The 20,811-nt window shown below is 69.0% G+C and carries 20 protein-coding genes; 8 read left to right on the top strand and 12 right to left on the bottom strand.

Annotation, left to right across the window (positions count from 1 at the left end; translation table 11 throughout):
• Positions 1 to 29: 29 nt before the first annotated feature.
• A complete protein-coding gene (locus tag PWS46_RS15410) occupies positions 30 to 455 on the bottom strand; it encodes a hypothetical protein (protein WP_434621841.1) in 426 nt (141 codons plus the stop codon).
• A 284-nt stretch (positions 456 to 739) separates the two neighbouring features.
• On the opposite strand from PWS46_RS15410, the gene PWS46_RS15405 reads away from it, so the two are divergent.
• Entirely contained in the window at positions 740 to 2,506 is a 1,767-nt protein-coding gene (locus tag PWS46_RS15405; protein ID WP_434621839.1) for an SLC13 family permease, read from the top strand.
• Positions 2,507 to 2,571: 65 nt separating this feature from the next.
• Complete coding sequence (locus tag PWS46_RS15400; protein WP_434621837.1) at positions 2,572 to 3,003, top strand: CBS domain-containing protein; 432 nt, start codon at positions 2,572 to 2,574, stop codon at positions 3,001 to 3,003.
• Positions 3,004 to 3,018: 15 nt separating this feature from the next.
• Here the strand turns inward: PWS46_RS15400 and PWS46_RS15395 are convergent, their stop codons facing one another.
• From PWS46_RS15395 to PWS46_RS15385, 3 genes are read right to left on the bottom strand one after another with little or no spacing between them, the layout of a single operon-like run.
• A complete protein-coding gene (locus tag PWS46_RS15395) occupies positions 3,019 to 3,624 on the bottom strand; it encodes a DUF533 domain-containing protein (RefSeq protein WP_434621835.1) in 606 nt (201 codons plus the stop codon).
• A 7-nt stretch (positions 3,625 to 3,631) separates the two neighbouring features.
• Complete coding sequence (locus tag PWS46_RS15390) at positions 3,632 to 4,018, bottom strand: response regulator (RefSeq protein WP_434621833.1); 387 nt, start codon at positions 4,016 to 4,018, stop codon at positions 3,632 to 3,634.
• Entirely contained in the window at positions 4,011 to 7,742 is a 3,732-nt protein-coding gene (locus PWS46_RS15385; protein ID WP_434621831.1) for a PAS domain-containing protein, read from the bottom strand. Before PWS46_RS15385 ends, PWS46_RS15390 begins: the two co-directional genes overlap by 8 nt.
• A 260-nt stretch (positions 7,743 to 8,002) precedes the next feature.
• Between PWS46_RS15385 and rpoZ the strand changes: the two genes are divergently transcribed.
• The 3 genes from rpoZ to PWS46_RS15370 all read left to right on the top strand — a co-directional run bounded on the left by rpoZ (position 8,003) and on the right by PWS46_RS15370 (position 10,163).
• On the top strand, positions 8,003 to 8,458 hold the full coding sequence (rpoZ, locus tag PWS46_RS15380) for a DNA-directed RNA polymerase subunit omega (RefSeq protein WP_434621829.1): 456 nt from the start codon (positions 8,003 to 8,005) through the stop codon (positions 8,456 to 8,458).
• 131 nt (positions 8,459 to 8,589) lie between these two features.
• Complete coding sequence (gene fdhD / locus PWS46_RS15375) at positions 8,590 to 9,456, top strand: formate dehydrogenase accessory sulfurtransferase FdhD (RefSeq protein ID WP_434621827.1); 867 nt, start codon at positions 8,590 to 8,592, stop codon at positions 9,454 to 9,456.
• 170 nt (positions 9,457 to 9,626) lie between these two features.
• A complete protein-coding gene (locus tag PWS46_RS15370) occupies positions 9,627 to 10,163 on the top strand; it encodes an HD domain-containing protein (RefSeq protein WP_434621825.1) in 537 nt (178 codons plus the stop codon).
• 27 nt (positions 10,164 to 10,190) lie between these two features.
• On the opposite strand, the gene PWS46_RS15365 is transcribed toward PWS46_RS15370, so the two are convergent.
• From PWS46_RS15365 to PWS46_RS15355, 3 genes are all read right to left on the bottom strand, one after another.
• Complete coding sequence (locus tag PWS46_RS15365) at positions 10,191 to 10,571, bottom strand: hypothetical protein (protein ID WP_434621823.1); 381 nt, start codon at positions 10,569 to 10,571, stop codon at positions 10,191 to 10,193.
• Between the two features lie 162 nt (positions 10,572 to 10,733).
• Positions 10,734 to 11,168, bottom strand: coding sequence for a hypothetical protein (locus PWS46_RS15360; RefSeq protein WP_434621821.1), 435 nt, complete (start codon positions 11,166 to 11,168; stop codon positions 10,734 to 10,736).
• Positions 11,169 to 11,246: 78 nt separating this feature from the next.
• Positions 11,247 to 12,605, bottom strand: a complete 1,359-nt coding sequence (locus PWS46_RS15355; protein WP_434621819.1) for an Nramp family divalent metal transporter — start codon at positions 12,603 to 12,605, stop codon at positions 11,247 to 11,249.
• Between the two features lie 113 nt (positions 12,606 to 12,718).
• On the opposite strand from PWS46_RS15355, the gene mntR reads away from it, so the two are divergent.
• Positions 12,719 to 13,180 (top strand): manganese-binding transcriptional regulator MntR, encoded by a 462-nt coding sequence (gene mntR, locus PWS46_RS15350; protein ID WP_434621817.1) that lies wholly within the window; start codon positions 12,719 to 12,721, stop codon positions 13,178 to 13,180.
• A gap of 19 nt (positions 13,181 to 13,199) precedes the next feature.
• Here mntR and PWS46_RS15345 read toward each other — a convergent pair whose 3' ends face one another.
• Both PWS46_RS15345 and PWS46_RS15340 read right to left on the bottom strand, forming a co-directional pair.
• Positions 13,200 to 13,832, bottom strand: a complete 633-nt coding sequence (locus PWS46_RS15345; protein WP_434621815.1) for a response regulator transcription factor — start codon at positions 13,830 to 13,832, stop codon at positions 13,200 to 13,202.
• Positions 13,829 to 15,151, bottom strand: a complete 1,323-nt coding sequence (locus PWS46_RS15340; RefSeq protein WP_434621813.1) for an ATP-binding protein — start codon at positions 15,149 to 15,151, stop codon at positions 13,829 to 13,831. Before PWS46_RS15340 ends, PWS46_RS15345 begins: the two co-directional genes overlap by 4 nt.
• 444 nt (positions 15,152 to 15,595) lie before the next feature.
• On the opposite strand from PWS46_RS15340, the gene PWS46_RS15335 reads away from it, so the two are divergent.
• Entirely contained in the window at positions 15,596 to 17,509 is a 1,914-nt protein-coding gene (locus tag PWS46_RS15335; protein WP_434621811.1) for a methanol/ethanol family PQQ-dependent dehydrogenase, read from the top strand.
• 75 nt (positions 17,510 to 17,584) lie between these two features.
• Complete coding sequence (locus PWS46_RS15330; protein WP_434621809.1) at positions 17,585 to 18,280, top strand: pentapeptide repeat-containing protein; 696 nt, start codon at positions 17,585 to 17,587, stop codon at positions 18,278 to 18,280.
• A gap of 2 nt (positions 18,281 to 18,282) precedes the next feature.
• Here PWS46_RS15330 and PWS46_RS15325 read toward each other — a convergent pair whose 3' ends face one another.
• From PWS46_RS15325 to PWS46_RS15315, 3 genes are read right to left on the bottom strand one after another with little or no spacing between them, the layout of a single operon-like run.
• On the bottom strand, positions 18,283 to 18,480 hold the full coding sequence (locus PWS46_RS15325; RefSeq protein WP_434621806.1) for a hypothetical protein: 198 nt from the start codon (positions 18,478 to 18,480) through the stop codon (positions 18,283 to 18,285).
• Positions 18,481 to 18,483: 3 nt separating this feature from the next.
• A complete protein-coding gene (feoB, locus tag PWS46_RS15320; RefSeq protein WP_434621803.1) occupies positions 18,484 to 20,394 on the bottom strand; it encodes a ferrous iron transport protein B in 1,911 nt (636 codons plus the stop codon).
• A 36-nt stretch (positions 20,395 to 20,430) separates the two neighbouring features.
• Positions 20,431 to 20,760 (bottom strand): FeoA family protein, encoded by a 330-nt coding sequence (locus PWS46_RS15315; RefSeq protein ID WP_434621800.1) that lies wholly within the window; start codon positions 20,758 to 20,760, stop codon positions 20,431 to 20,433.
• Positions 20,761 to 20,811 lie beyond the last annotated feature (51 nt).

Genomic DNA, 20,811 nt, shown 5'->3' with positions numbered 1-20,811 from the left:
GTCCTTACCAGGACTTCTTCGACCCGTCCTTACCAGGACGAGGAAGACGAGTTCCCGGCGGTGTTCGGCAGCGACTTGCGGGTATTGCTCTGGCCCATGCCCGGCTCGTTCGGCGAAACCGTCTCGTTGTTGTCGTAGGCCATGCCGCTGGAGCCCGAGCCGGCCCGGCTGGAGTTGTTCAGCGACTTGCGGGTCATGCCCTGGTCCAGGCCGGGCTCGTTCGGCGAGACCGACCGGTTGTCATAGGTCGTGCCGGTGGAGCCGGAACCGGCCGGAGCGGCGTTGTTCAGCGACTTGCGGGTCATGCCCTGGCCCATGCCGGGCTCATTCGGCGAGACCGACTGCTGGCTCGTTCCCGTGCTGCCGGAGGTGCCATAGCTGCTGCTGTTTTCGGAAGCACAGCCCGCAAGCATCAGGGGCACGGCGGCGGCAGCAAGGATGAGAATGTGTCGCATGGGTTTACTCCGTCCAAATGTTCCGGGAAATCCTGCAGTCCTCAGAAGGACCTGCGTGAAAAGCTGGTTGCGGCGACCGCCCGCAAGACCTGTCCAGTACAACTCGATAAAGCAGCCCAGGTTCCCGGAATTCGGTTCTGGAAATGACGTCTTCTGTGGAACCGTGCCGGAATTGGCGATTCGGGAGGGCGGCAAGGGCCTTCGGTGCCCAAGCGCGGGCGCTGCGGGAACCAGCGGGGTGCCGCGGGGTTACCAGCGGGCGATATCAACGGACGGACCCCCCGATGACCCTGCAGCAGTTCATGGCCTTCGCGCTGGTGGGCATCGTGGTGGCGATGCTGATCTGGAACAGGCTGCGTTACGATGTGGTTGCGGTGCTGGCCCTGCTGGCCGGCGTTTTCCTGGGGCTGGTCCCGGCGAAGGAGGCGTTTTCCGGCTTCGCCGACGACATCGTCATCATCATCGCCTCCGCCCTGATCGTCAGCGCCGGTATCGCCCGCTCCGGCGTGATCGACGCGCTGGTGCGGCCGGTGGCGGCGAAGCTCAGCACGCCGACGCGGCAGATCGCCTTCCTGTGCGGATCAGTGGCCTTCATGTCGGCGCTGATGAAGAACATCGGTGCGCTCGCCATCTTCCTGCCGATCACCATGCAACTGGCACGGCGGCACCGGACCGGAGCGCACCGGGTGCTGATGCCGATGGCCTTCGCCTCGCTGATGGGCGGGCTGATGACGCTGGTCGGCACCTCCCCCAACATCATCGTCTCGCGCGTGCGGGCCGAGTTGACGGGCCAGCCCTTCTCGATGTTCGACTATCTGCCGGTCGGGCTGGGCATCACCGTCGTCGGGCTGCTGTTCCTGATGGTCGGCTGGCGCCTGCTGCCCCAGGACCGCGGCGGTGCCCGGTCGGCCGAGGAGACCTTCGCCGTTGAGAATTACGCCAGCGAGATGAGGTTGCCGGCCGGATCGTCCTTTGTCGGCCGCACCGTCGCCGACGTCGAGGCGCTGGCGGAGGGCGAGGCGCAGGTGATCGGACTGGTCCGCGAGAGGTTCCGCCGCTATGTGCCCGACCGGCACTGGACCCTGCTGGCCGACGACGTGCTGGTGCTGGAGGGCGACGCCCCGGCGCTGCAGCGCCTCGTCCAGGGCGCGTCGCTGGAGCCGCTGGGCATCCTGGAGGGGGTGGAGGGCGAGCTGCTGGCGGTGGAGGCGGTGGTGACGCCGGACTCGCCGCTGACCGGCCAGTCCGATCGGAAGCTGGACTTGCGCGGCCGGTTCGGCGTCAGCCTGCTGGCGGTCAGCCGCACCGGCGAGCGGATCGCCCGGCGCCTGCACCATGTGATGTTCCGGGAGGGCGACCTGCTGCTGCTCCAGGTGCCGGCGGAGCGCTATCCCGATGCGCTGGCCGATGCCGGGCTGATCCCGCTGGCGGAACGCCGCCTGCAGATCGGCCGGCGGCGGCCGGTCTGGGTGCCGGTCGGGATCCTCGTCATCACCATGCTGGTCCTTGCCTTCCATCTGGCGCCGCTGGCGGTGACCTTCCTGGCGGCGGCGGCGGCGATGGTCGTTACCGGCGTGCTGAGCGTCGAGGATGCCTATCACGCGGTGGAGTGGCCGATCATCATCCTGCTCGCGGCCTTGATCCCGGTCAGCGGCACGCTGGAGAGCACAGGCGCGACGGAGGTGATCTCCACCCTGCTGGCCGATGCGGCGCGCGGACTGCCGGCGGTGGCCTGTGTGACGCTGATCATGGCGGCGGCAATGGCAGTGACGCCCTTCCTGAACAATGCCGCGACGGTGCTGGTGATGGCGCCCATCGGGGCCGGGATGGCGCAGCAGCTGGGGCTGAGCCCCGACCCGTTCCTGATGGCGGTGGCGGTCGGGGCCGGCAGCGATTTCCTGACGCCCATCGGCCACCAGTGCAACACGCTGGTGATGGGACCGGGCGGCTACCGTTTCGGCGATTACCCGCGGCTGGGCGTGCCGCTGTCGCTGATCATCCTGACGCTGGGCACCTTCCTGATCGTCACGGTCTGGCCGCTCGGCGGATGAGTGGGGCGAGGAACAACGGGAGCGGGGACTCCGTTCCCCAAACCGGAACAACGAGGAAGACGACCGTGCAGGTTTCCGAGATCATGGCGAAGGCGCTGGAGTTCATCTCGCCGGACGCCACCGTGCAGGACGCCGCGACGCTGATGGGCGAACTGGACGTCGGCGCCCTGCCGGTCGGCTCGGCCGACGATCTTGTGGGCATTCTGACCGACCGCGACATCCTGTTCCGCGTGGTGGCGGAGGGCGGCGACAACACACGGGTCCGGGTGCGCGAGGCGATGTCCAGCGCGCTGTTCACCTGCCGCGACACCGACACGCTGGCCACCGCCATGGACATCATGGGCGCCTATCACGTGCGGCGCCTGCCGGTGCTGGACGAGGGCGGGCAGGTGGTCGGCTGGCTGACCCTGAGCGACATCTCGCGCCGGCTGCTGCTGGAAACCGGCACGATCCGCGACGCGCTGGGCGAACTCAGCGCCAGCGGGCAGGATGTGTGAACGGGTGCGGCGGCCCTACAGCCGCAGCCCCATCTGCCGGTTGAGCCTGACCACCAGATCGGCGGGAAGGCCCAGGCGCTGGGCGAGATAGCGCAGGTAGGACCGGTTGATCGGCGCGTGCTTGTCCACCGTCGCCAGCGAGACGGCGTAGAAGCGCGCGGCCATCCGTGGGCCGTCGACCCGGCGGATCAGCTCCTCCAGGCATTGCGGCTCCTCGACCTGCCGCTGCAGGCGGTCGCGGTCCTCCTCGTCCAGGCTGCTGGTGTTGAGCCTGCTCCGGATCCGGCCGCGCTCCGTCGCGTCCAGCTCGCCGTCGGCATGGGCGGCGGCGGCCATGGCGCGGACCAGCAGATCGGTCTCCTCCGCGCCGAATCCGCGGAAATCCGCCGGCGCGCGGTCGAGCAGCTGGTGGCGGTTGCGCAGATGGGCGTCCAGAATCTGGCGGGCCAGCATGGTGTGCAGCACCGGCTCGTGTCCCAAGCGCGTCCTCGCCTCGCCGGTTTCCGCAGATCCGGCGGAGGTGGGAGCGGGGGATGGGGCCGGGGCGGGCGCATCCGGCGCGCCGCCGAACAGCCGCGTCAGCAGGTTGGGCTTGGGCAGGCTTGGCTTGGCTTGGGTCATCCTGCGGCTACTCCCCGGCCGGTTGCGGCCCGCGCTGCATGGCGGTGTCGATCTGGGTCAGCAGGCGGGAGAAATCGATGGGCTTCGGGTGGTAGTCGTCGCAGCCCGCCTGCAAGGTCTTCTCGCGGTCACCGGACATGGCGTGGGCGGTCAGGGCGATGATCGGGATGCCGGCGGTCTCCTGGCCCGCCTTCAATTCTCGGGCGGCGGTCCAGCCGTCGATGACCGGCAGGTTCATGTCGAGCAGGATGACGTCCGGCCGCTCGTCGCGCGCCATGTCCACGCCCTGGCGGCCGTCGAAGGCAAGAACGACGTCGTACCCGCGCCGCTTCAGCCGGCGCGACAGGAAGTCCCAGATTTCCTCGTGATCCTCGACCAGCAGCAGCTTAGCCATCGGTACCTCTCCTTCCGTCCGCCCGTCCCGCTCCCGTTCCCGGTTCGGGTGGAGGGGGCCGCAGGCGTGCGATCGCTTCCTTCAACTCTTCGATCATCCCGTCCGATCCATCCTCTGCCATCGGGATGATGTCGCGGACCCGGCCGCGCAGTTCCTCGGTCTCGTCGCGCCCGATCTCCTGGGCGGCGACGACGATGACGGGAATGCGGCTCCAGTCCGGGTTGCGGCACAGCGCCTTGAGGAAGGCGAAGCCGTCCATCCCCGCCATATAGGGATCAAGCAGGATCACGGTCGGGATGGCGGCGGCGAGTTGGCGGAAGGCGTCCGCCTCCGTCTCCGCTTCGCCGACCTGCCAGCCGTCGCGCTCCAGTTCGGTTCCCAGTAGGGCGCGCGTCTCGTCGGCCTCCATCAGCACCAGCGCCGAGCCTGGCGCCTGCCCGCTGAGGCCGCTCAGCACCCGGTGCAGGCGCTGCCAGTCCACCGGCTTGGTGAAATAGTCGGCAGCCCCCAGCGACAGCGCCAGCCCCTTCTCGCGGCGGGACGAAATGATGATGACCGGAATGTCGGCGAGGTCGGGTTCGGCCTTCAGCACCGACAGCACCGACCAGCCGTCGGTGCGCGGCATCATCACGTCGAGCAGGATGGCGCGCGGGCGGATTTGCCGGGCGATGGACAGGCCGGTCTGCCCGTCGGCGGCCAGCGCCACGCCGTAGCCCTCGCGGTGCAGGAAGCGGGCGAGGAGTTCGCGCATCGCCTGTTCGTCGTCGATGATCAGGATCGTCTCGCGCGCGGACTGTGCCGACGGCAGCTCTTCGAGGCGGATCGGGTTGGAATCAGCTGCGCCGGACAGGCGGCCGTGCCGCAGGTCGGCCGGCAGGCGCAGGGTGAAGCTGGTTCCCTTGGCCGGCGCGGTGTCGATCGCGACCTCCCCGCCCAGCATGTCGGCGAAGGCCTTGGTGATCGCCAGACCCAGCCCGCTCCCGCCGAAACGGCGGGTGGTGGAACTGTCGGCTTGCATGAAGCGTTCGAACAGCCGGCGGACCTGTTCCGGCGACATGCCGATGCCGGTGTCGGTGACGCGGAAGACGACCATGTCCGCAGGTGTGGCGGGTGACCGTTCCACCGACAGGGTGACGGTGCCGTTCTCGGTGAACTTCGCGGCGTTGCTCAACAGGTTGAACAGGCATTGGCGCACCTTCACCACGTCGGTGTGCATGCGGCCCACGTTGTCCGCCACCTCCACCGCCAGCCGGTTGCCCTTCTTCGACACCAGCGCTTCCACCGTCGCGGCGACCTCGCGCGTCAGGTCGGCGACGTCGGCGTCCTCGCCATGCACCTCCATCTTGCCGGCCTCGATCTTGGAGATGTCGAGGACGCCGTTGATGAGGGTCAGCAGATGGCGGGCGTTGGCCTCGATCTTCTCCAGGTCGGGCAGCATGCTGTCGACGCCGAGGTCGGCCAGCTCCTCCTCCAGCATCTCGGTGTAGCCGATGACGGCGCTGAGCGGGGTGCGCAGCTCGTGGCTCATGTTGGCGATGAACAGGCTCTTGGCCCGGTTGGCCTCCTCGGCGGCGAGGCGGGCGGCCTCCAGCTCCTCTTCCGCGCGCTTGCGCACGCTGATGTCCTGCATGGCGCCGATCATGCGCAACGGCTGGCCGATCGGGCTGCGCAGGACGAAGCCGCGGTCGAGGATGCTGGCATAGCTGCCGTCGGCGCGGCGGAAGCGGTATTCGTCGTTCCAGCGCGTGCCGCCGCCGTCGATCACCGCATGGATGCCGGTCACCACATGGTCCTGGTCGTCGGGATGGATATGGTCCATCCACCAGGAGGCGGAGGTCTCCGACACATCCTCGCCATAGCCGAAGAGGGTGCGCACCGCCTCGTTCCAATGGATGCGGTCGGACGACAGGTTCCAGTCCCAGATTGCGTCGTTGGTCGCCTGCGCCGCCAGCCGGTAACGTTCCTCCGTCTCGCGCAGCGCCTCCTCCGCCCGGCGGCGGGTGGTGATGTCGGTGTGGACGCCGACCCATTCCTGCACGGTGCCGCCGGCGTCCAAAAGCGGCACGGCGCGGACCAGCATGTCGCGATAGACGCCGTCGTAGCGGCGCAGGCGGTGCTCCGCCTTGTAGACGGTCTTCCCCGCCCGCGCGGCGCGCCAGGCCTCCGAGGTGTGGGGGCGGTCGTCGGGGTGGATGGCCTCGACCCAGCCGGTGCCCTTCAGCTCGTCGAAGGTCTGGCCGGTGAAGCTGCTCCAGCTCGGCTGCGGGGTCTCGAAACGGCCGGCGCCGGACGTGCTCCAGACGATGGCGGCGGTCGCCTCGACCAGCGAGCGGAAGCGGGCTTCGCTGAGGCGCAGCCTCTCCTCCGCCCGTTTGGCGTCGGTGGTGTCCCAGGTGACGCCGATCAGGGTCAGGCTGCGCTCCGGCGTGCCGTCGGTCACCACGCCGCGCGCCACCGCCCAGCGCACCTCGCCCGACGGCAGCTGGATGCGGAATTCGGCGTCATATTCGCCGCGCCGGCGGCGGGCGGTGTCGATGATCTGGCCGATCCGCGGCTGGTCGTCGGGATGGACGCGGCCGGTCACGTCCTGTCCGCGGATCGGCTCGTCGCCCGTGAAGTCGAAGATTTCGCGCAGCCGGGCATCGGCCTCGATGCGGTCATCCTCCAGGTTCCAGGACCAGGCGCCGATCCGCGCGGCGCGGAGCGCCAGCTGCATCCGTCGCTCCGCCTCCATCACCCGGGATTCGGCGCGGCGCTGTTCGGTGACGTCGGTGTTGGTGCCGAGCCAGCGCAGGATGCGGCCGTCCCTGCCGAGCACCGGCACCGCGCGGGACAGGAACCAGCGGTATTTGCCGTCCTTGCCGCGCAGTGGGAAGGTATCCTCCCATGGTTCCCCCGCCCGGATCGCGCGGAAGAAGCCGTCCGAAGCGCGGTCGACATGGTCGGGATGGTGGACGCTCCGCCAGTTCCAGCCTTCGGTCTCGCCCGGCTCGGCGCCGGTGAACTCGTACCAGCGCCGGTTGTACCAATAGACGGCGCCGTTGGCGTCCGCCATCCAGGTCAATTGCGGGATCAGGTTGGCGAGGCTGCGGAACTGCGTCTCGTTCTCGCGCAGCAGCGTCTCGGTGCGCAGGCGTTCGGCTGCGTCGCGGGCGCGGTCGATGGCGGCGCCCAGCAGGGTGGCGACCCCCTGGAGAAAGGCGGCGTCGGCGGTGTCGAAGCGGCCGTCGCGGCGGCTGTCGACCTCCAGCACGCCGAACGGCTCGCCCTCGCCACGGATGATGACGTTGATGGCGCGCTTCACCCCATGTTCGGCCAGCAGGTCGGGACAGCGGAAGCGGGATTCGATGCCGAGATCATTGGAGATCACCGGCTCGCCCGTCTTCAGCGCATAGCCGGCGGGGGAGGCGAGGTCGGCGTCGAGCGAGCGGTGCCCGACCACGCCGGGGTTCCAGCCGACACCGGCGAGGACCAGCAGGCGCTCGGCACCGTCCGCATCCGTCACCCTTTCCAGTGCCTTGCACAGTTCGGCCTCCAGCCCTTCGGCGCAGAGCGCGGTCGCCTCTTGCAACAGGGCGTCGATGTCGGCGCTTTTCACGGCGGCGATGCCGAAGCGGGCCAGCAGGTCCTGCTGCCTCTCCCTGCGGGCGAGGCGTTCGGCGAACTGGCTGTCGGTCTGGGCGATCCGGGCGGAGGACCGGGGAGAGGGTCTGGCGGTGGGCATGAACCATGTACGGGCGGGGAGCGACGGCACTTGAACAGCCGGCGGCGGCTTTCGTCCGCGCCGACGTGGCGGATTACCGCTGTAGACCCGCAAGATCGCATGAGGGCCCGCCCCGATGGGGCAGGTCCCCATTCCTCCGATGCGATATGACCAGTGAGCGGGGGTACGAATGGCCGCCGGCGCTGTTGAATGGTCGAGGGGTTGGTGCGGTTGCCGGCCGCCCCTGAAAAGCCTTGTTCTTTGCCTGGAGTATTTGTGGAATGGCCCGTGTCACCGTCGAGGATTGCGTCCTTCTCATCCCCAACCGTTTCGATCTGGTGGTGATGGCGGCGCAGCGTGCCCGCCAGATCGCCGGCGGTGCGCCGCTGTCGATCGACCGCGACAACGACAAGAACCCGGTCGTCGCGCTGCGCGAGATCGCGGACGAGACGCTGTCGCTGCCCGACCTGCGCGAAAATCTGGTCCGCGGCCACCAGAAGATCGTGGAGACCGACGAACCCGAGGAGGAGATCGTCGAACTGATGGCGGACGAGAACAGCTGGATGCACACCACCGATACCTCGCTCGCCGACGAGGACAGCATGAGCGACGCCGAAGAGGACATCACCGAAGACGACGATATGGCGTCTGAGATGGACCGGAAGCCGGGTGCGGCCTTCGGCATGACGGAGGACGACGTGGTCGGCGACGATGCCGACGGGGCTGTCGGACCTTAATTCGGCAACGCAGGCATGACGCCGGGACCGATGGTCCGGCTCCGGCGTTATATCTGCGCGCTGCGGCGAACGGATCGGCCGGCGCTCGTCCTCACCCGCCCGTCCACCGCAGCCAGGGTCCCGGCCACATCATGGATCACGCAACCGCCTGGGCGGCCCCATCGCCCGCGCCGCCAGCCCTGTCGCGCCCGCTTTCCCGTGAGGGTGTCAGGCTGGTGCCGGCGACCGTCTGCACCGGAACCGCGATGGCAGAGCGGGAGGAGACGGTCATCGACGAGGTGCCGGTCGGTCTGGTCTATGCCGGCGGCCTGTTCTCCGTCATGCTGGCGACCCCGACAGACCTTGAGGATTTCGCCACCGGATTCTCGCTGAGCGAGGGAATCGTCGGCAGCGCCGGGGAACTGGCCGTCACCGCCATCGACGAGGTGACGGACGGGGTGCGCATCCGCATGGAACTGCCGGTGGAGCGGCTGGCCGCGTTGCTGCGGCGCAAGCGCAACCTGATGGGCGGCTCCGGCTGCGGGCGCTGCGGCACCGACAGCTTCGTGGAGGCTCTGCGCCCGCTCGACCCCGTCCGCTCCACCGCCCGCATCGCGCCCGACGCGATCCGCCGCGCCATGGCCGCCCTGCCGTCGGGGCAGCGGCTGAACCGGGCGACCGGGGCCGTCCATGCCGCCGGCTTTGCCCGTCCCGACGGGCGGCTGGTCGCCGTGCGCGAGGATGTCGGGCGGCACAATGCGCTCGACAAGCTGATCGGCGCGCTGGCCCGCGCATGTGTCGATCCCGCCGACGGCTTCGTCGTGGTGTCGAGCCGCTGCTCCTTCGAGATGGTCCACAAGACCGCGGCGGCCGGCATCCCGCTGATCGCCGCCATTTCCGCCCCGACATCGCTCTGTGTGGGATTCGCCGAGGCGGTCGGCGTGGGGGTGGTCGCCTATGTGCGCGACGGCCGCTTCACCGTCTATGCCGCCCCGTCGCGGGTCCTGACGCCCGCGTGATCTCCGTGCCGGCCGGGCCGCGGCGATCTGCCGCCGGCCGAGGGTCTGGACTTCGGCCCTGCGTGGGCGGACCATCGCCGCATCCGCTGCCAAGCCTTCGGGACCAGCCGTCGTCGCCGTCCCGCCGCAGGCGCCGCCCGCCTGCCTGACAGCGGCACGGAGGAGAGCATATGTCTATGGACAAGGACGTGATCGTCGCGGCGTTGCGCTATGCGGCGGAACTGCACGAAGGCACCTATCGGCCCGACCGGGCGCGCACGCCCTTCGTTTCGCACCTGTCGGAAACGGCGGAACTGGTGTCGCAGGCCGGCGGAACCCCGGTCGAGATCGCCGCGGCCTGGCTGCACGACGCGGTCGAGGACGGGCTGACCACCGTTGCCGATCTGGCCGAGCGCTTCGGCCGGGAGGTCGCCGACCTCGTCGCTGCGGTCAGCGACGCGCCGGAGGATGTCGGCAAGGCGATTTCCGAGCGCAAGGCGATCCAGGCCGCGCGCCTCGCCGCCGCGCCGGAGGGGGCCAAGCGCATCAAGCTGGCCGAGCAGATCTCGATTCTGCAGGCGCTGGCGGTCGAACGCCCGCTGTCCTGGAGCGTCGAACGGGCCGAAGCCTATGTCGAGGGCTCCCGCCTCGTCGCCGAGGCCTGCGCCGCTGCCAGCCCGCTGCTGGCGGAGCGCTATGCCGCCGCGCTTTCCGGGGCGACGCACTGACGGCACGAAGTCCGGGCGGCGTTCAGGTCAAAGCGCGGATGAGCGCCAGAGCCAGACCAGACCGGCGACCGCCCCGGCCACCAGCAGGACCAGCACCAGGATGATGGCGAAGGCGGTGCGGCGGTCCTTGGCTTCGCGCTGTTCCGCCTCTCGCCGCTTCTTCAGCAGAAACTGCTGCTCCGGGCTGAGGAAGCGTCCGGCGGCGGCATCGGGGGTGGGCACGTAGCGCACCCGGCCGCGGGCCTTGGCCGCCTTGGCCGTGGCCGCCGCCGACGTCCCTCTCACGGCGGTGGTCAGACCGCCTTGGGACGGCCGGCCCGTGTTGATCGGCTCCGCCGCCGCGCCGCGAACCGCGGTCGCCTGCCGGCCCTTGCGCTTGCGTGGCAGCTTTCGCCGTCTGGTCGCCATGCCCTCTCCCCCGCTTTCGATCCTTCACCGCGGCGGGGAGCATAGCCGCCCGGCCCGTCCGGCGCAGCCAATCACAAGATGATCTCCGGAAAGTCACATAGGCTCATGCCATTGGGCGCATGCCAACCGGAATCGGTTGGACCGTTCGCCGGCAGTCGGCCTTTACCGTACGCAATTTCCGACGATCTGGTAGCAGAGCGTGGGATCGCGCCGGTCGTTGTAGTGGACGGCGGTGACCTGCCCGCCATGCAGTTCGAAGGTGGCTTCGCAGCTGTAGGTGCGCGACCATGTGGTCACGTCGCGCTGCCACAGCATTGGGCCGCGTGGGCCGAGCCAGGGGCTAGGCTCCCAATCCACATCGCGGTCGACCAGCGTCTGCCGGCGGGTGTAGACCAGATATTCCGCATCGCCGGCGACGGCGGAGCGTTCCGGCACCCCGGCACAGGACAGCAGGCCGGCCTTGCTCATGCCGACCATCGCCGCGGGTGCGCGCAGCGCCAGTTCCGCCTGCGGGTTGGCGCAAGAACTCGCCAGAAGGGCGGCGGCGAGGCATCCGCCGCGCAAGGCCCAAATCGTCGGACGCCGGCCGATGGTCATCTCTGGTCCTCCGCGAAAATGCGCAAACGAACGGGACGTTGCCTCAGATAAAGCGTCCCTTCAATTGCACAACAAGGATCAGCCGAGAACCGTGTCGTAGAGCAGCTTCAGGTTCAGCACGACGATGACGCCGGCGACGATCCAGGACAGGCCGGCGATCCAGCCGGGAACGGCGAAGCGGCCCATCTTGCCGCGGTCGGTGACGAAGCGGACCAGCGGGATGACCGCGAACGGAAGCTGCATCGAGAGCACGACCTGGCTGAACACCAGCAGCTGCGCCGTGCCGCTTTCACCATAGAGCGCCGTCACCACCACCACCGGGATGATGGCGAGCCCACGGGTCAGCAGCCGGCGCGCCCAGTGCGGCAGGCGAAGCCGCAGGAACCCCTCCATCACGATCTGCCCGGCCAGCGTCGCCGTCACCGTGGAGTTCAGGCCCGACGCCAACAGCGCCACGGCGAACAGGGTGGAGGCGATGCCGAGGCCGAGCAGCGGCGACAGCAGCTCGAACGCCTCGCCGATCTCCGCCACCTCGGTATGGCCGCTGCCATGGAAGACGCTGGCGGCCAGGATCAGGATGGCGGCGTTGACGAACAGGGCCAGCATCAGTGCGATGGTGCTGTCGACCGTGGCCCAGGTGATGGCGTCGCGCCGCCCCTCCTCCGTCCGCGGATAGGCCCGCGTCTGCACGATGGAGGAGTGGAGGTACAGGTTGTGCGGCATCACCGTGGCGCCGAGGATGCCGATGGCGACATAGAGCATGCCGGGGTTGGTCACCACTTCCGTCGTCGGGATGAAGCCGTGGAGGACGGCGGCGACCGGCGGGGCAGCGGCGACGATCTGCACCAGGAAGCAGCCGGCGATGATGGTCAGCAGGGCGACGACGAAGGCCTCGAGATAGCGGAAACCCCGCTGCATCAGCAGCAGCACCAGGAAGGCGTCGAGCGCGGTGATCAGGGCGCCGCCGATCAGCGGGATGCCGAACAGCAGGTTCAGCGCGATGGCAGTGCCGATCACCTCGGCAAGGTCGCAGGCGATGATCGCCGCCTCGCATGCCACCCACAGCGTCAGGTTGATCGGGCGCGGGTAATGGTCGCGGCAGGCCTGGGCCAGATCGCGCCCGGTGACGATGCCCAGCCGCGCGGCAAGCGACTGCAGCAGGATCGCCATCAGGTTCGACAGCATGATGACGGACAGCAGCGTATAGCCGAATTGCGACCCGCCGGCGAGATCGGTCGCCCAGTTGCCGGGGTCCATGTAGCCGACCGACACCATGTAGCCCGGCCCGGCGAAGGCCAGCAGCCGGCGCAGCCACAGGCCGCCCTGCGGCACCGCGATTGAGGCATGGACCTCCGGCAGGCTTGGCCGGCCGTCCCCGTCCTGGCTGGAGTATCGCCAGGCGCTGGGGGGCGGCACGGCGGCTTCGGCTTCCGACATCGGCGTGTGGCTCCCGGCCGAATTGCAAACTGGTATCAATCAAGTATGTACCGGGACATCGAGTATGCAAGATGCTATACTTTCCGGAACAAAACTTTTCCGGGGGGTGAAGCGTGACAGTCAGGGAAGGCGATGCATCCACGCCGGCCGAGACGGCGCTGCCCGATGCCGAACTCCATGCCGAAGGCTTCCGCAAGACGCGGGAGGCGCAGCGCTCCGCGCTGGCCGAGGATTATGTGGAGCTGATCGCCGACCTGATCGAAAGCGGGCAGGAGGCGCGGCAGGTCGACATCGCCGCGCGGCTGGGGGTGGCGCAGCCGACCGTCGCCCGCATGCTGGACCGGCTGGCGGCCGACGGGCTGGTCTACCGCAAGCCGTACCGTGCCGTGTTCCTGACCGACGCCGGCCGCCGGATCGCTGAGGAAAGCCGGGAACGGCACCAGACGGTGGTGGCCTTCCTCCGTTCCCTCGGCGTCAGCGCCGATACCGCGCGGATCGATGCCGAGGGCATCGAGCACCATGTCAGCGCCGAGACGCTGGACGCCTTCCGCCGGGCGCTGGCGAAGGGCGGCTGAGCGGTGCTCGGTCGGGCCTTCAGCCGGCCAGACCGTTGTCGATGGCGATGCGGATCAGGGCGCGGGTGCTGTCGGCGCCCAGCTTGTCCTTGATCTGGGTACAGCTGTTGGCGACCGTCTTCTGACTGATCCCGAGCCGCTCCGCGATGGCCGCCGTGGTCAGCCCTCGCCCGACCAGACCCAGGATTTCCCGTTCGCGCTGGGTCAGTCCCGCCAACGGGTCGGACGGCGGCGTCAGGGTCATCAGCGCCAGATCGCGGGCAAGGCCGCTGTCCAGATGCACGCGCCCGGCCAGCACCGTGCCGATGGCGGAGGCGAGGCTGTCCGGGGCGTCGTTCTTGGTGACATAGCCCCTGGCACCGGCTTTCAGCGCGCGGGCGGCGATGGCCGGATCCTCATGCATGCTGAAAATCAGGACGGGCACCGCCGGAGTTTCCTCGCGGATGCTGCGCAGGACCGCCATGCCGCCGCCGTCGCCCGGGATGTTGAGGTCGAGGACGACGACGTCCGGCCGCTCTGCCCGCCACAGGGCCAGCGCGCTGCCGACATCCTCCGCCTCGACCACGCGGCCGAGCGCCGCTTCGGCCAAAAGGCGCTGGCAGCCGGCCCGGACGATGGGATGGTCGTCGACCAGAAGAATGGTGCGGGTCACGTCATGCGCTCCAATGCGGGCGGGGAGGATGGGGAAAGGGCCGTCCGGCACAGGCGGGCCGACACGCGGGTGCCGCCGCCGGCCGCGGTTCCGATCGACAGGATGCCGCCAAGCGTACGGACCCGCTCCGCCATCCCGGAAATGCCGAAGCCGCTGTTCTCCGCATCCCCGCCGCTCGGCATGCCAGGGCCGTCGTCGGTTATGCTGATCTCGACCATATCGGGGTCGATCCGCAGGCCGACCGCGACGACCGACGGCGCGGCATGGCGAAAGGCGTTGACCAGGGATTCCTGCACCAGCCGGTAGACGGTCAGCCGCAGCACCTCGTCGCAGCCGTCGAGATCGGCCACCGCCGCCGGCGGTTCGATGGCGAGTGTCACGGCGATGTGGGGCTGGCGCCGCATCCAGTCCCCGGCCAATTCGGCCAGCGCCTCGCTCAGCGGCAACTGGTCGAGCAGGGCGGGGCGCAGGCGCGCCAGGATGCGGCGGCTCAGCCGGTGGACCTCCGCCGCCGTGTCCAGGATCTTGCCGGCGCGCTCGGCGGCTTCGGTGTCGCCGTCGCCGTCGCGCAGGCGCAGGATGCGGCCGGCATCGACCTTGATCGCGAACAGGGCGGCGCCGAGTTCATCGTGGATTTCGCGGGCGATCTCCCGCCTTTCGGCATCCTGCGCGGCGACGATCCGCTGGCCGGCTTGCCGGTTCTCCCGCTCCGCCGCCGCCAGCCCGTCGGCAAGCGCTGCGATGCCGGTTCCCAGCCGGTCGAGTTCGGGAACGCCGCGACCGTCGACGGCGAAGGCATAGTCGCCGGCGCGCAGCCGCTCCACCCCGGCTTCCAGCCGCGACAGCGGTGCAAGGGCGCGACCGACCGCGAGATGGGCGGCCGCCATCAGCAGCAGCCCGACCGCCAGCATCGTGGCGGCGAGATCGCTCATATCCTCCCACACCTCGGCAATCTCGTCCCAGGGCTCGGCGACGATGCGCAGATCGCCCGCCACCAGCCGGCGCTCCTGCGGCTCCCCGCCGATCAGCGCGGCGAACCAGTCCGGCGCCCGTCGTTCCGCCGGTTCCGGCCGTGGCAGCCCATCGGAGCCGATGAAGCGAAGGTGGCGCAACCCCAGACCGTTCAGGATGCCGATGCCGTCGGGCATCTCCCCGCGCTCCGCCATCGCCAGTCCCAGCACGCCGCCCAACTCGAGGGCTGAGGCCATTTCGGCCCGGACGGCGTCGCGGGCGTTGGCGACCATCACCGCCCCGCCGGCCGCCGCCATCAGCAGCAGGAAAAGCCCGATCAGGGCCAGGATGTGCAGCCTCAACGACACCGCCGCCCACTCCGCAATAAGACCAATGACGGAATGTTAGTCGATCCATCGGATCGGGCGCCATCCGCCCTTTGGGCAATCGAGCGCGGTCAGCGGTGTGGATTTGTGCATGCCGCGTCGGTGGACGGGAAAAAATCCCGGTCCTCACGGGATGTCGTCATGGTTCACCGTCAAGAAATTCTTCCCCGGATTGTCGAATGGAACGGCGGCCTCGACGGAGAGACTATTGGAAGCGGCAAGACATGGTGCTGTGCGCCGGGCGGGATGCACAGACCGGATTTGAAAAGGTCCTGCCGCTCAGAAAGCAACGGCCTTCTGGCACGACATCGTCACGTTCGGCTTTTCCCGGTTCCGCGGGCGGCATCGCCTCCCGCCATCCGCGGGATCGCGGACAAGCCGGCGTGGCGGTATCGCCGCTTGGCGGCCAATCATCGGGGGAAACGCATGACACTTTCGTCCTACAGCACTTCTGCGGGCAGCACCAATTCCGGCGCCAAGCCGCGCCGCCGCGCCCATCTGGCAGGAGTCGCCACCGTGTTGGCCGCGCTGTTCCTGGCTGCGGCTCCGACTGGTCCGGCGCTGGCCTCCGAGGTCACCTGGGATGCCATCGCCAACGATGCGAAGAACACCGGCGACGTGCTGATGTACGGCATGGGGGTGGAAGGCAAGCGTTTCAGCCCGCTGAAGCAGATCAATGCCGAGAGCGTATCGCGTCTGGTTCCGGCCTGGTCCTTCTCCTTCGGCGATGAGAAGCAGCGCGGGCAGGAGACCCAGGCGCTGGTCCATGACGGCGTCATCTACGTCACCGCCTCCTATTCGCGGATGTTCGCGCTGGACGCCAAGACCGGCAAGCGGCTGTGGAGCTATGCCCACCGCCTGCCCGACGACATCCGTCCCTGCTGCGACGTGGTCAACCGCGGTGCGGCGATCTATGGCGACAAGCTGTTCTTCGGAACGCTCGACGCCTCCATCGTCGCGCTGAACAAGGACACCGGCAAGGTCGTCTGGAAGAAGAAGTTTGCCGATCACAAGGTCGGCTACACCATGACCGGCGCGCCGACCATCGTGAAGGACCAGAAGACCGGCAAGGTTCTGCTGATCCACGGCTCGTCGGGCGACGAGTTCGGCGTGGTCGGGCGGCTGTTCGCCCGCGATCCCGACACCGGAGAGGAAATCTGGATGCGTCCGCTGGTCGAAGGCCACATCGGCCGGCTGAACGGCAAGGACAGCACGCCGACCGGCAGCGACAAGGCCCCGTCCTGGCCGCGCGACAAGGACGGCAATCTGGTGGAGGCGTGGAACCATGGCGGCGGCGCGCCGTGGCAGAGCGCCACCTTCGACGTCGAGACCAACACCATCGTCATTGGCACCGGCAACCCGGCGCCATGGAACGGCTGGGCGCGCTGGCCGGGCGACAGCCTCTACACCTCGGGCCAAGCCTATGTCGATCCGACCACCGGCGAGTTGAAGGGCTTCTACCAGCACACGCCGAACGACACCTGGGACTTCTCCGGCAACAACGAGCTGGTGCTGTTCGACTACACCGACGCTTCGGGCAAGACGGTGAAGGCGACGGCGCACGCCGACCGCAACGGCTTCTTCTATGTCACCGACCGGACCAAGCTGGCAACGGCGGGCGGCGAGCCGAACAAGCCGAACAGCGTGATCGCCGCCTATCCCTTCGTCGATGGCATCACCTGGGCCAAGGGCATCGATCTGAAGACCGGCCGCCCGATCGAGAATGAGGGCCAACGCCCGCCGCTGCCGGCCGAAGGGGAGAAGCGCGGCAAGCCGGTGGAGGTCTCGCCGCCGTTCCTGGGCGGCAAGAACTGGAACCCGATGTCCTACAGCGAGGACACCAAGCTGTTCTACATCGCCGCCAACCATTGGAAGGAGGATTATTGGACCGAGCATGTCGGCTACAACCCCGGCTCGGCCTATCTCGGCATGGGGTTCCGCATCCACAAGATGTTCGACGACCATGTCGGCAGCCTGCGGGCGCTGGATCCGAAGACCGGCAAGATCGTCTGGGAGCACAAGGAGGAATTGCCGCTATGGGCCGGAACGCTGGCGACCGCCGGCAATCTGGTCTTCACCGGCACCGGCGATGGCTTCGTCAAGGCCTTCAACGCCAAGACCGGCGAGGAACTGTGGCACTTCCAGACCGGATCGGGGATCATTTCCTCCCCGATCACCTGGGAGCAGGACGGGGTGCAGTATGTCGGCATCACCACCGGCTATGGCGGCGCGGTGCCGCTGTGGGGCGGCGATCTGGCCGACCTGACCACCCGCGTGACCCAGGGTGGTTCCTTCTGGGTGTTCAAGCTGGCGGATGTGAAGGTCTCCAGCACCAAGTGACCGGATCCTGGGAAACCGAACCATGGAGCGCCGGGGCAGCAGTCCGCCCCGGCGCCTTTCATCGGAGACACCATCATGACGTCGCGCACCACCACCCCGCAGTCCCGGAAACGGCCCGATGACGTCCGCCGGTTCCTTGCGCTGAGCGTCCTGACCCTCGGCCTTGCGGCACCCGCTTCGCAATCGCTCGCAGCGGGAATGGAAACCGCGCTCGTTCCGGCGGCCACCGACGACCAGACAGCACAGCCGGTCGGCGGCGGCGAGGAGGAGCGGGCGAGCGTAGTGAATGGATGCAGGCTCGGGCCGCGCATCGTCTGCCCCAATCTGGATCTGCGGCACCGCAATCTGCGCGGCCTTTCGCTGGCCGGGGCCGATCTGCATGGCGCCAACCTGATGCGGGCCGACCTGCGCAAGACGGACCTGCGTGGGGCCGACCTGACCGGCGCCATTCTGGACGGCGCCGACCTGCGCACCGCCTTCCTGCAGGGCGCGCGCCTGTCTGGAGCACGGCTGCGCGGCGCCAATCTGGAATTCGCCCGCGCCACCGGCGCCGATTTCACCGGAAGCGACCTGACCGCCGCCAATCTGGAGGCGATCCGCGCCGACAAGATCAATCTGGCCGGCGCCAGCCTGGAGGGAGCCAATCTTCAGGAGGCGAAGATGGCGCTGTCCAACCTGTCCGGTGCCAACATGGACGGGGCCAAGCTGCGCTTCGCCATCTTCCAGGATGCGCTGATGACCGGTTGCCGGGCCTGTCCCACCGGTTGGTAACCTCAGCAGTGCCGGCCGCGCTTCGGGGTCGCGGCGTCACAGCCGCAGCAGCCCCCGCAGCCGCCGGCCCCCTGCGGCGGGACCGGCCGTCCGGCCAGCCGGCGCAGGCGGTTTCGCAAGGACGCCGGCAGCAGGATGGTCCAGGCCACCCAGGCGAAGGCGGCGGCGACGATCGTACCGACCAAAATGCTTTCCATCATGGCTCAGCCTCCCAGCAGGGCGGTGGATAGCCGGAAGGTGACGAAGGCGGCGCCATAGGCGAGCGCCGTCATGTAGGCGATCATCACCAGCATCCAGAACCAGCTGTTGGTCTCCCGCTTCACCACCGACAGGGTGGAGACGCATTGCGGGGCGAACACGAACCACGCCAGAAGGGACAGCGCGGTCGGCAGGCTCCAGTCCGCCGCCAGCACGCCGGCCAGCGAACCGGACAGCGCGTCGCCGGTCTCGCTCAGCGCATAGACGGTGCCGAGCGCGGCGACCGCCACCTCGCGCGCCGCCATGCCCGGCACCAGGGCGATGGCGATCTGCCAGGTGAAGCCGATAGGGGCGAGCAGCGGCGCCAGCGCATGGCCGAGCATCCCGGCGAAGCTGTAGTCGATGGCCGGCCCCGTCGCCCCGTCGGGCGCCGCCGGGAAGCTGCCGAGGAACCACAGCAGGATCATGATGGCGAAGATCACCGTGCCGGCGCGGGCCAGAAAGATGCGCGTTCGCTCCAGCAGGCCCAGCAGGATGTCGCGTGGACTGGGCAGCCGGTAGGAGGGCAACTCCATCAGCAGCGGCTCGCGGGCGCCCTTGAAGATCGTGCGCTTCAGCACGAAGGCGACCGCCAGCGCCGACAGGATGCCGGCCGCATAGAGGGTGAACATCACCAGTCCCTGCAGCCCGATCATGCCGCCGGCCACCGTCCGGCTGGGAACGAAGGCGGCGATGATGAGGGTGTAGACCGGCAGGCGGGCCGAGCAGGTCATCAGCGGCGCGATCATGATGGTGGCCAGCCGGTCGGCGCGGTTCTCGATGGTGCGGGCGGCCATGATGCCGGGAACCGCGCAGGCGAAGCTGGACAGCAGCGGGATGAAGGCCCGGCCGTGCAACCCGACCCCGCCCATCAGCCGGTCGAGCAGGAAGGCCGCCCGCGCCATGTAGCCGGTGGATTCCAGCATCAGGATGAAGAAGAACAGCACGAGGATCTGCGGCAGGAAGATCAGCACGCTGCCCACCCCGGCGATGATGCCGTCGGTGATCAGGCTTTTCAGCATGCCGTCCGGCAGGGTGGCACCGGCGGTGGTCTGTACCCAGCCCAGCGCGCGGTCGATCATGTCCATCGGCACGGCGGCCCAGGCGAACACCGCCTGGAACATCAAGAACAGCACCAGCAGCAGGAAGGGCAGGCCGACCGCCGGATGCAGCAGGGCCGCGTCGATGCGCCGGGTGGCGAGCGACGGCTTGCCGGCATCCTGGAGCGCGGCGGCGAGGATGCCTTCGACCTCCTGGTGATAGGCGCGCAACTCCCGCGCCGACGGCTCGCTCCAGCCGCAGGGCGCGGCGGCTGGATCGGTCGTCATCGCCATCATGCTGCGGTCGATCTGGTCGAGCAGCCCAGCCACGCCGTTGCGCTTGACCGCCACCGTCGGCACCACCGGCACGCCCAGCGCCGCCGACAGGGCCGCCGCATCGACACGGCAGCCGCGCGCAGCCGCCACGTCCATCATGTTGAGCGCGAGGATGATTGGCCGGCCGAGCTTCTTCAACTCCAGCACCAGCCGCAGATGCAGGCGCAGGTTGGTGGCGTCTGCGACGCAGACCATCGCGTCGGGCGGCGCTTCGTGCCGGAAGCGGCCCAGCACGACGTCGCGCGTCACCTCCTCGTCGGGGGAGCGGGCGCGCAAGCTGTAGGTGCCGGGCAGATCGACGATCTGCACGCGGGTGCCGGCCGGACTGAGGAATTCGCCGACCTTGCGCTCGACCGTCACGCCGGGATAGTTCGCCACCTTCTGGCGGGCGCCGGTGAGCGCGTTGAACAGCGAGGTCTTGCCGCAGTTGGGGTTGCCGACCAGCGCTATGCGCGGCAGTGCGGCCGAAAGCGCGGGAGAGGAAAGAACGGTATCGGACATCGCGGAAATCCTTCCGCAGGAAGGGGAGGCGACGGCTCAGCCGAGCGTCACCAGAACGGCGTGCGCCTCCGCCCGGCGCAGGGCCAGGGTGTGGTCGTCGATGCGCACGGCAAGCGGATCGGCGCCGGGGAAGCCTTCATGCAGGATTTCCACGCGGGCGCCTTCGATCAGGCCCATCTCGATCATGCGGCGTTCCAGTTCGCCGGGCGGCAGCGGGGTGACGACGGCGGCCTCGTCGAGGCCGGTCACCACCGCGCGCTGACCCTTGCGCAACGCGCCGAGACGGCAGCTGTCGCCGCTGGACGGAGGGTCGGAGGTGGTGCCGGGGGAAATGGGATGTCGCAGGCCGTAGTGAGGGGAGGTCATCAGGGGTCACCTTTCGGCGGCACTGGGCCGCAGGCGCCATCATGATGCGAA

The sequence above is a fragment of the Azospirillum sp. B2RO_4 genome, from assembly GCF_051124815.1.
GTDB lineage: Bacteria > Pseudomonadota > Alphaproteobacteria > Azospirillales > Azospirillaceae > Azospirillum.
The sequence above is the reverse complement of the archived record's forward strand: the minus strand, read 5'-3'. Positions and strand labels throughout refer to the sequence as shown.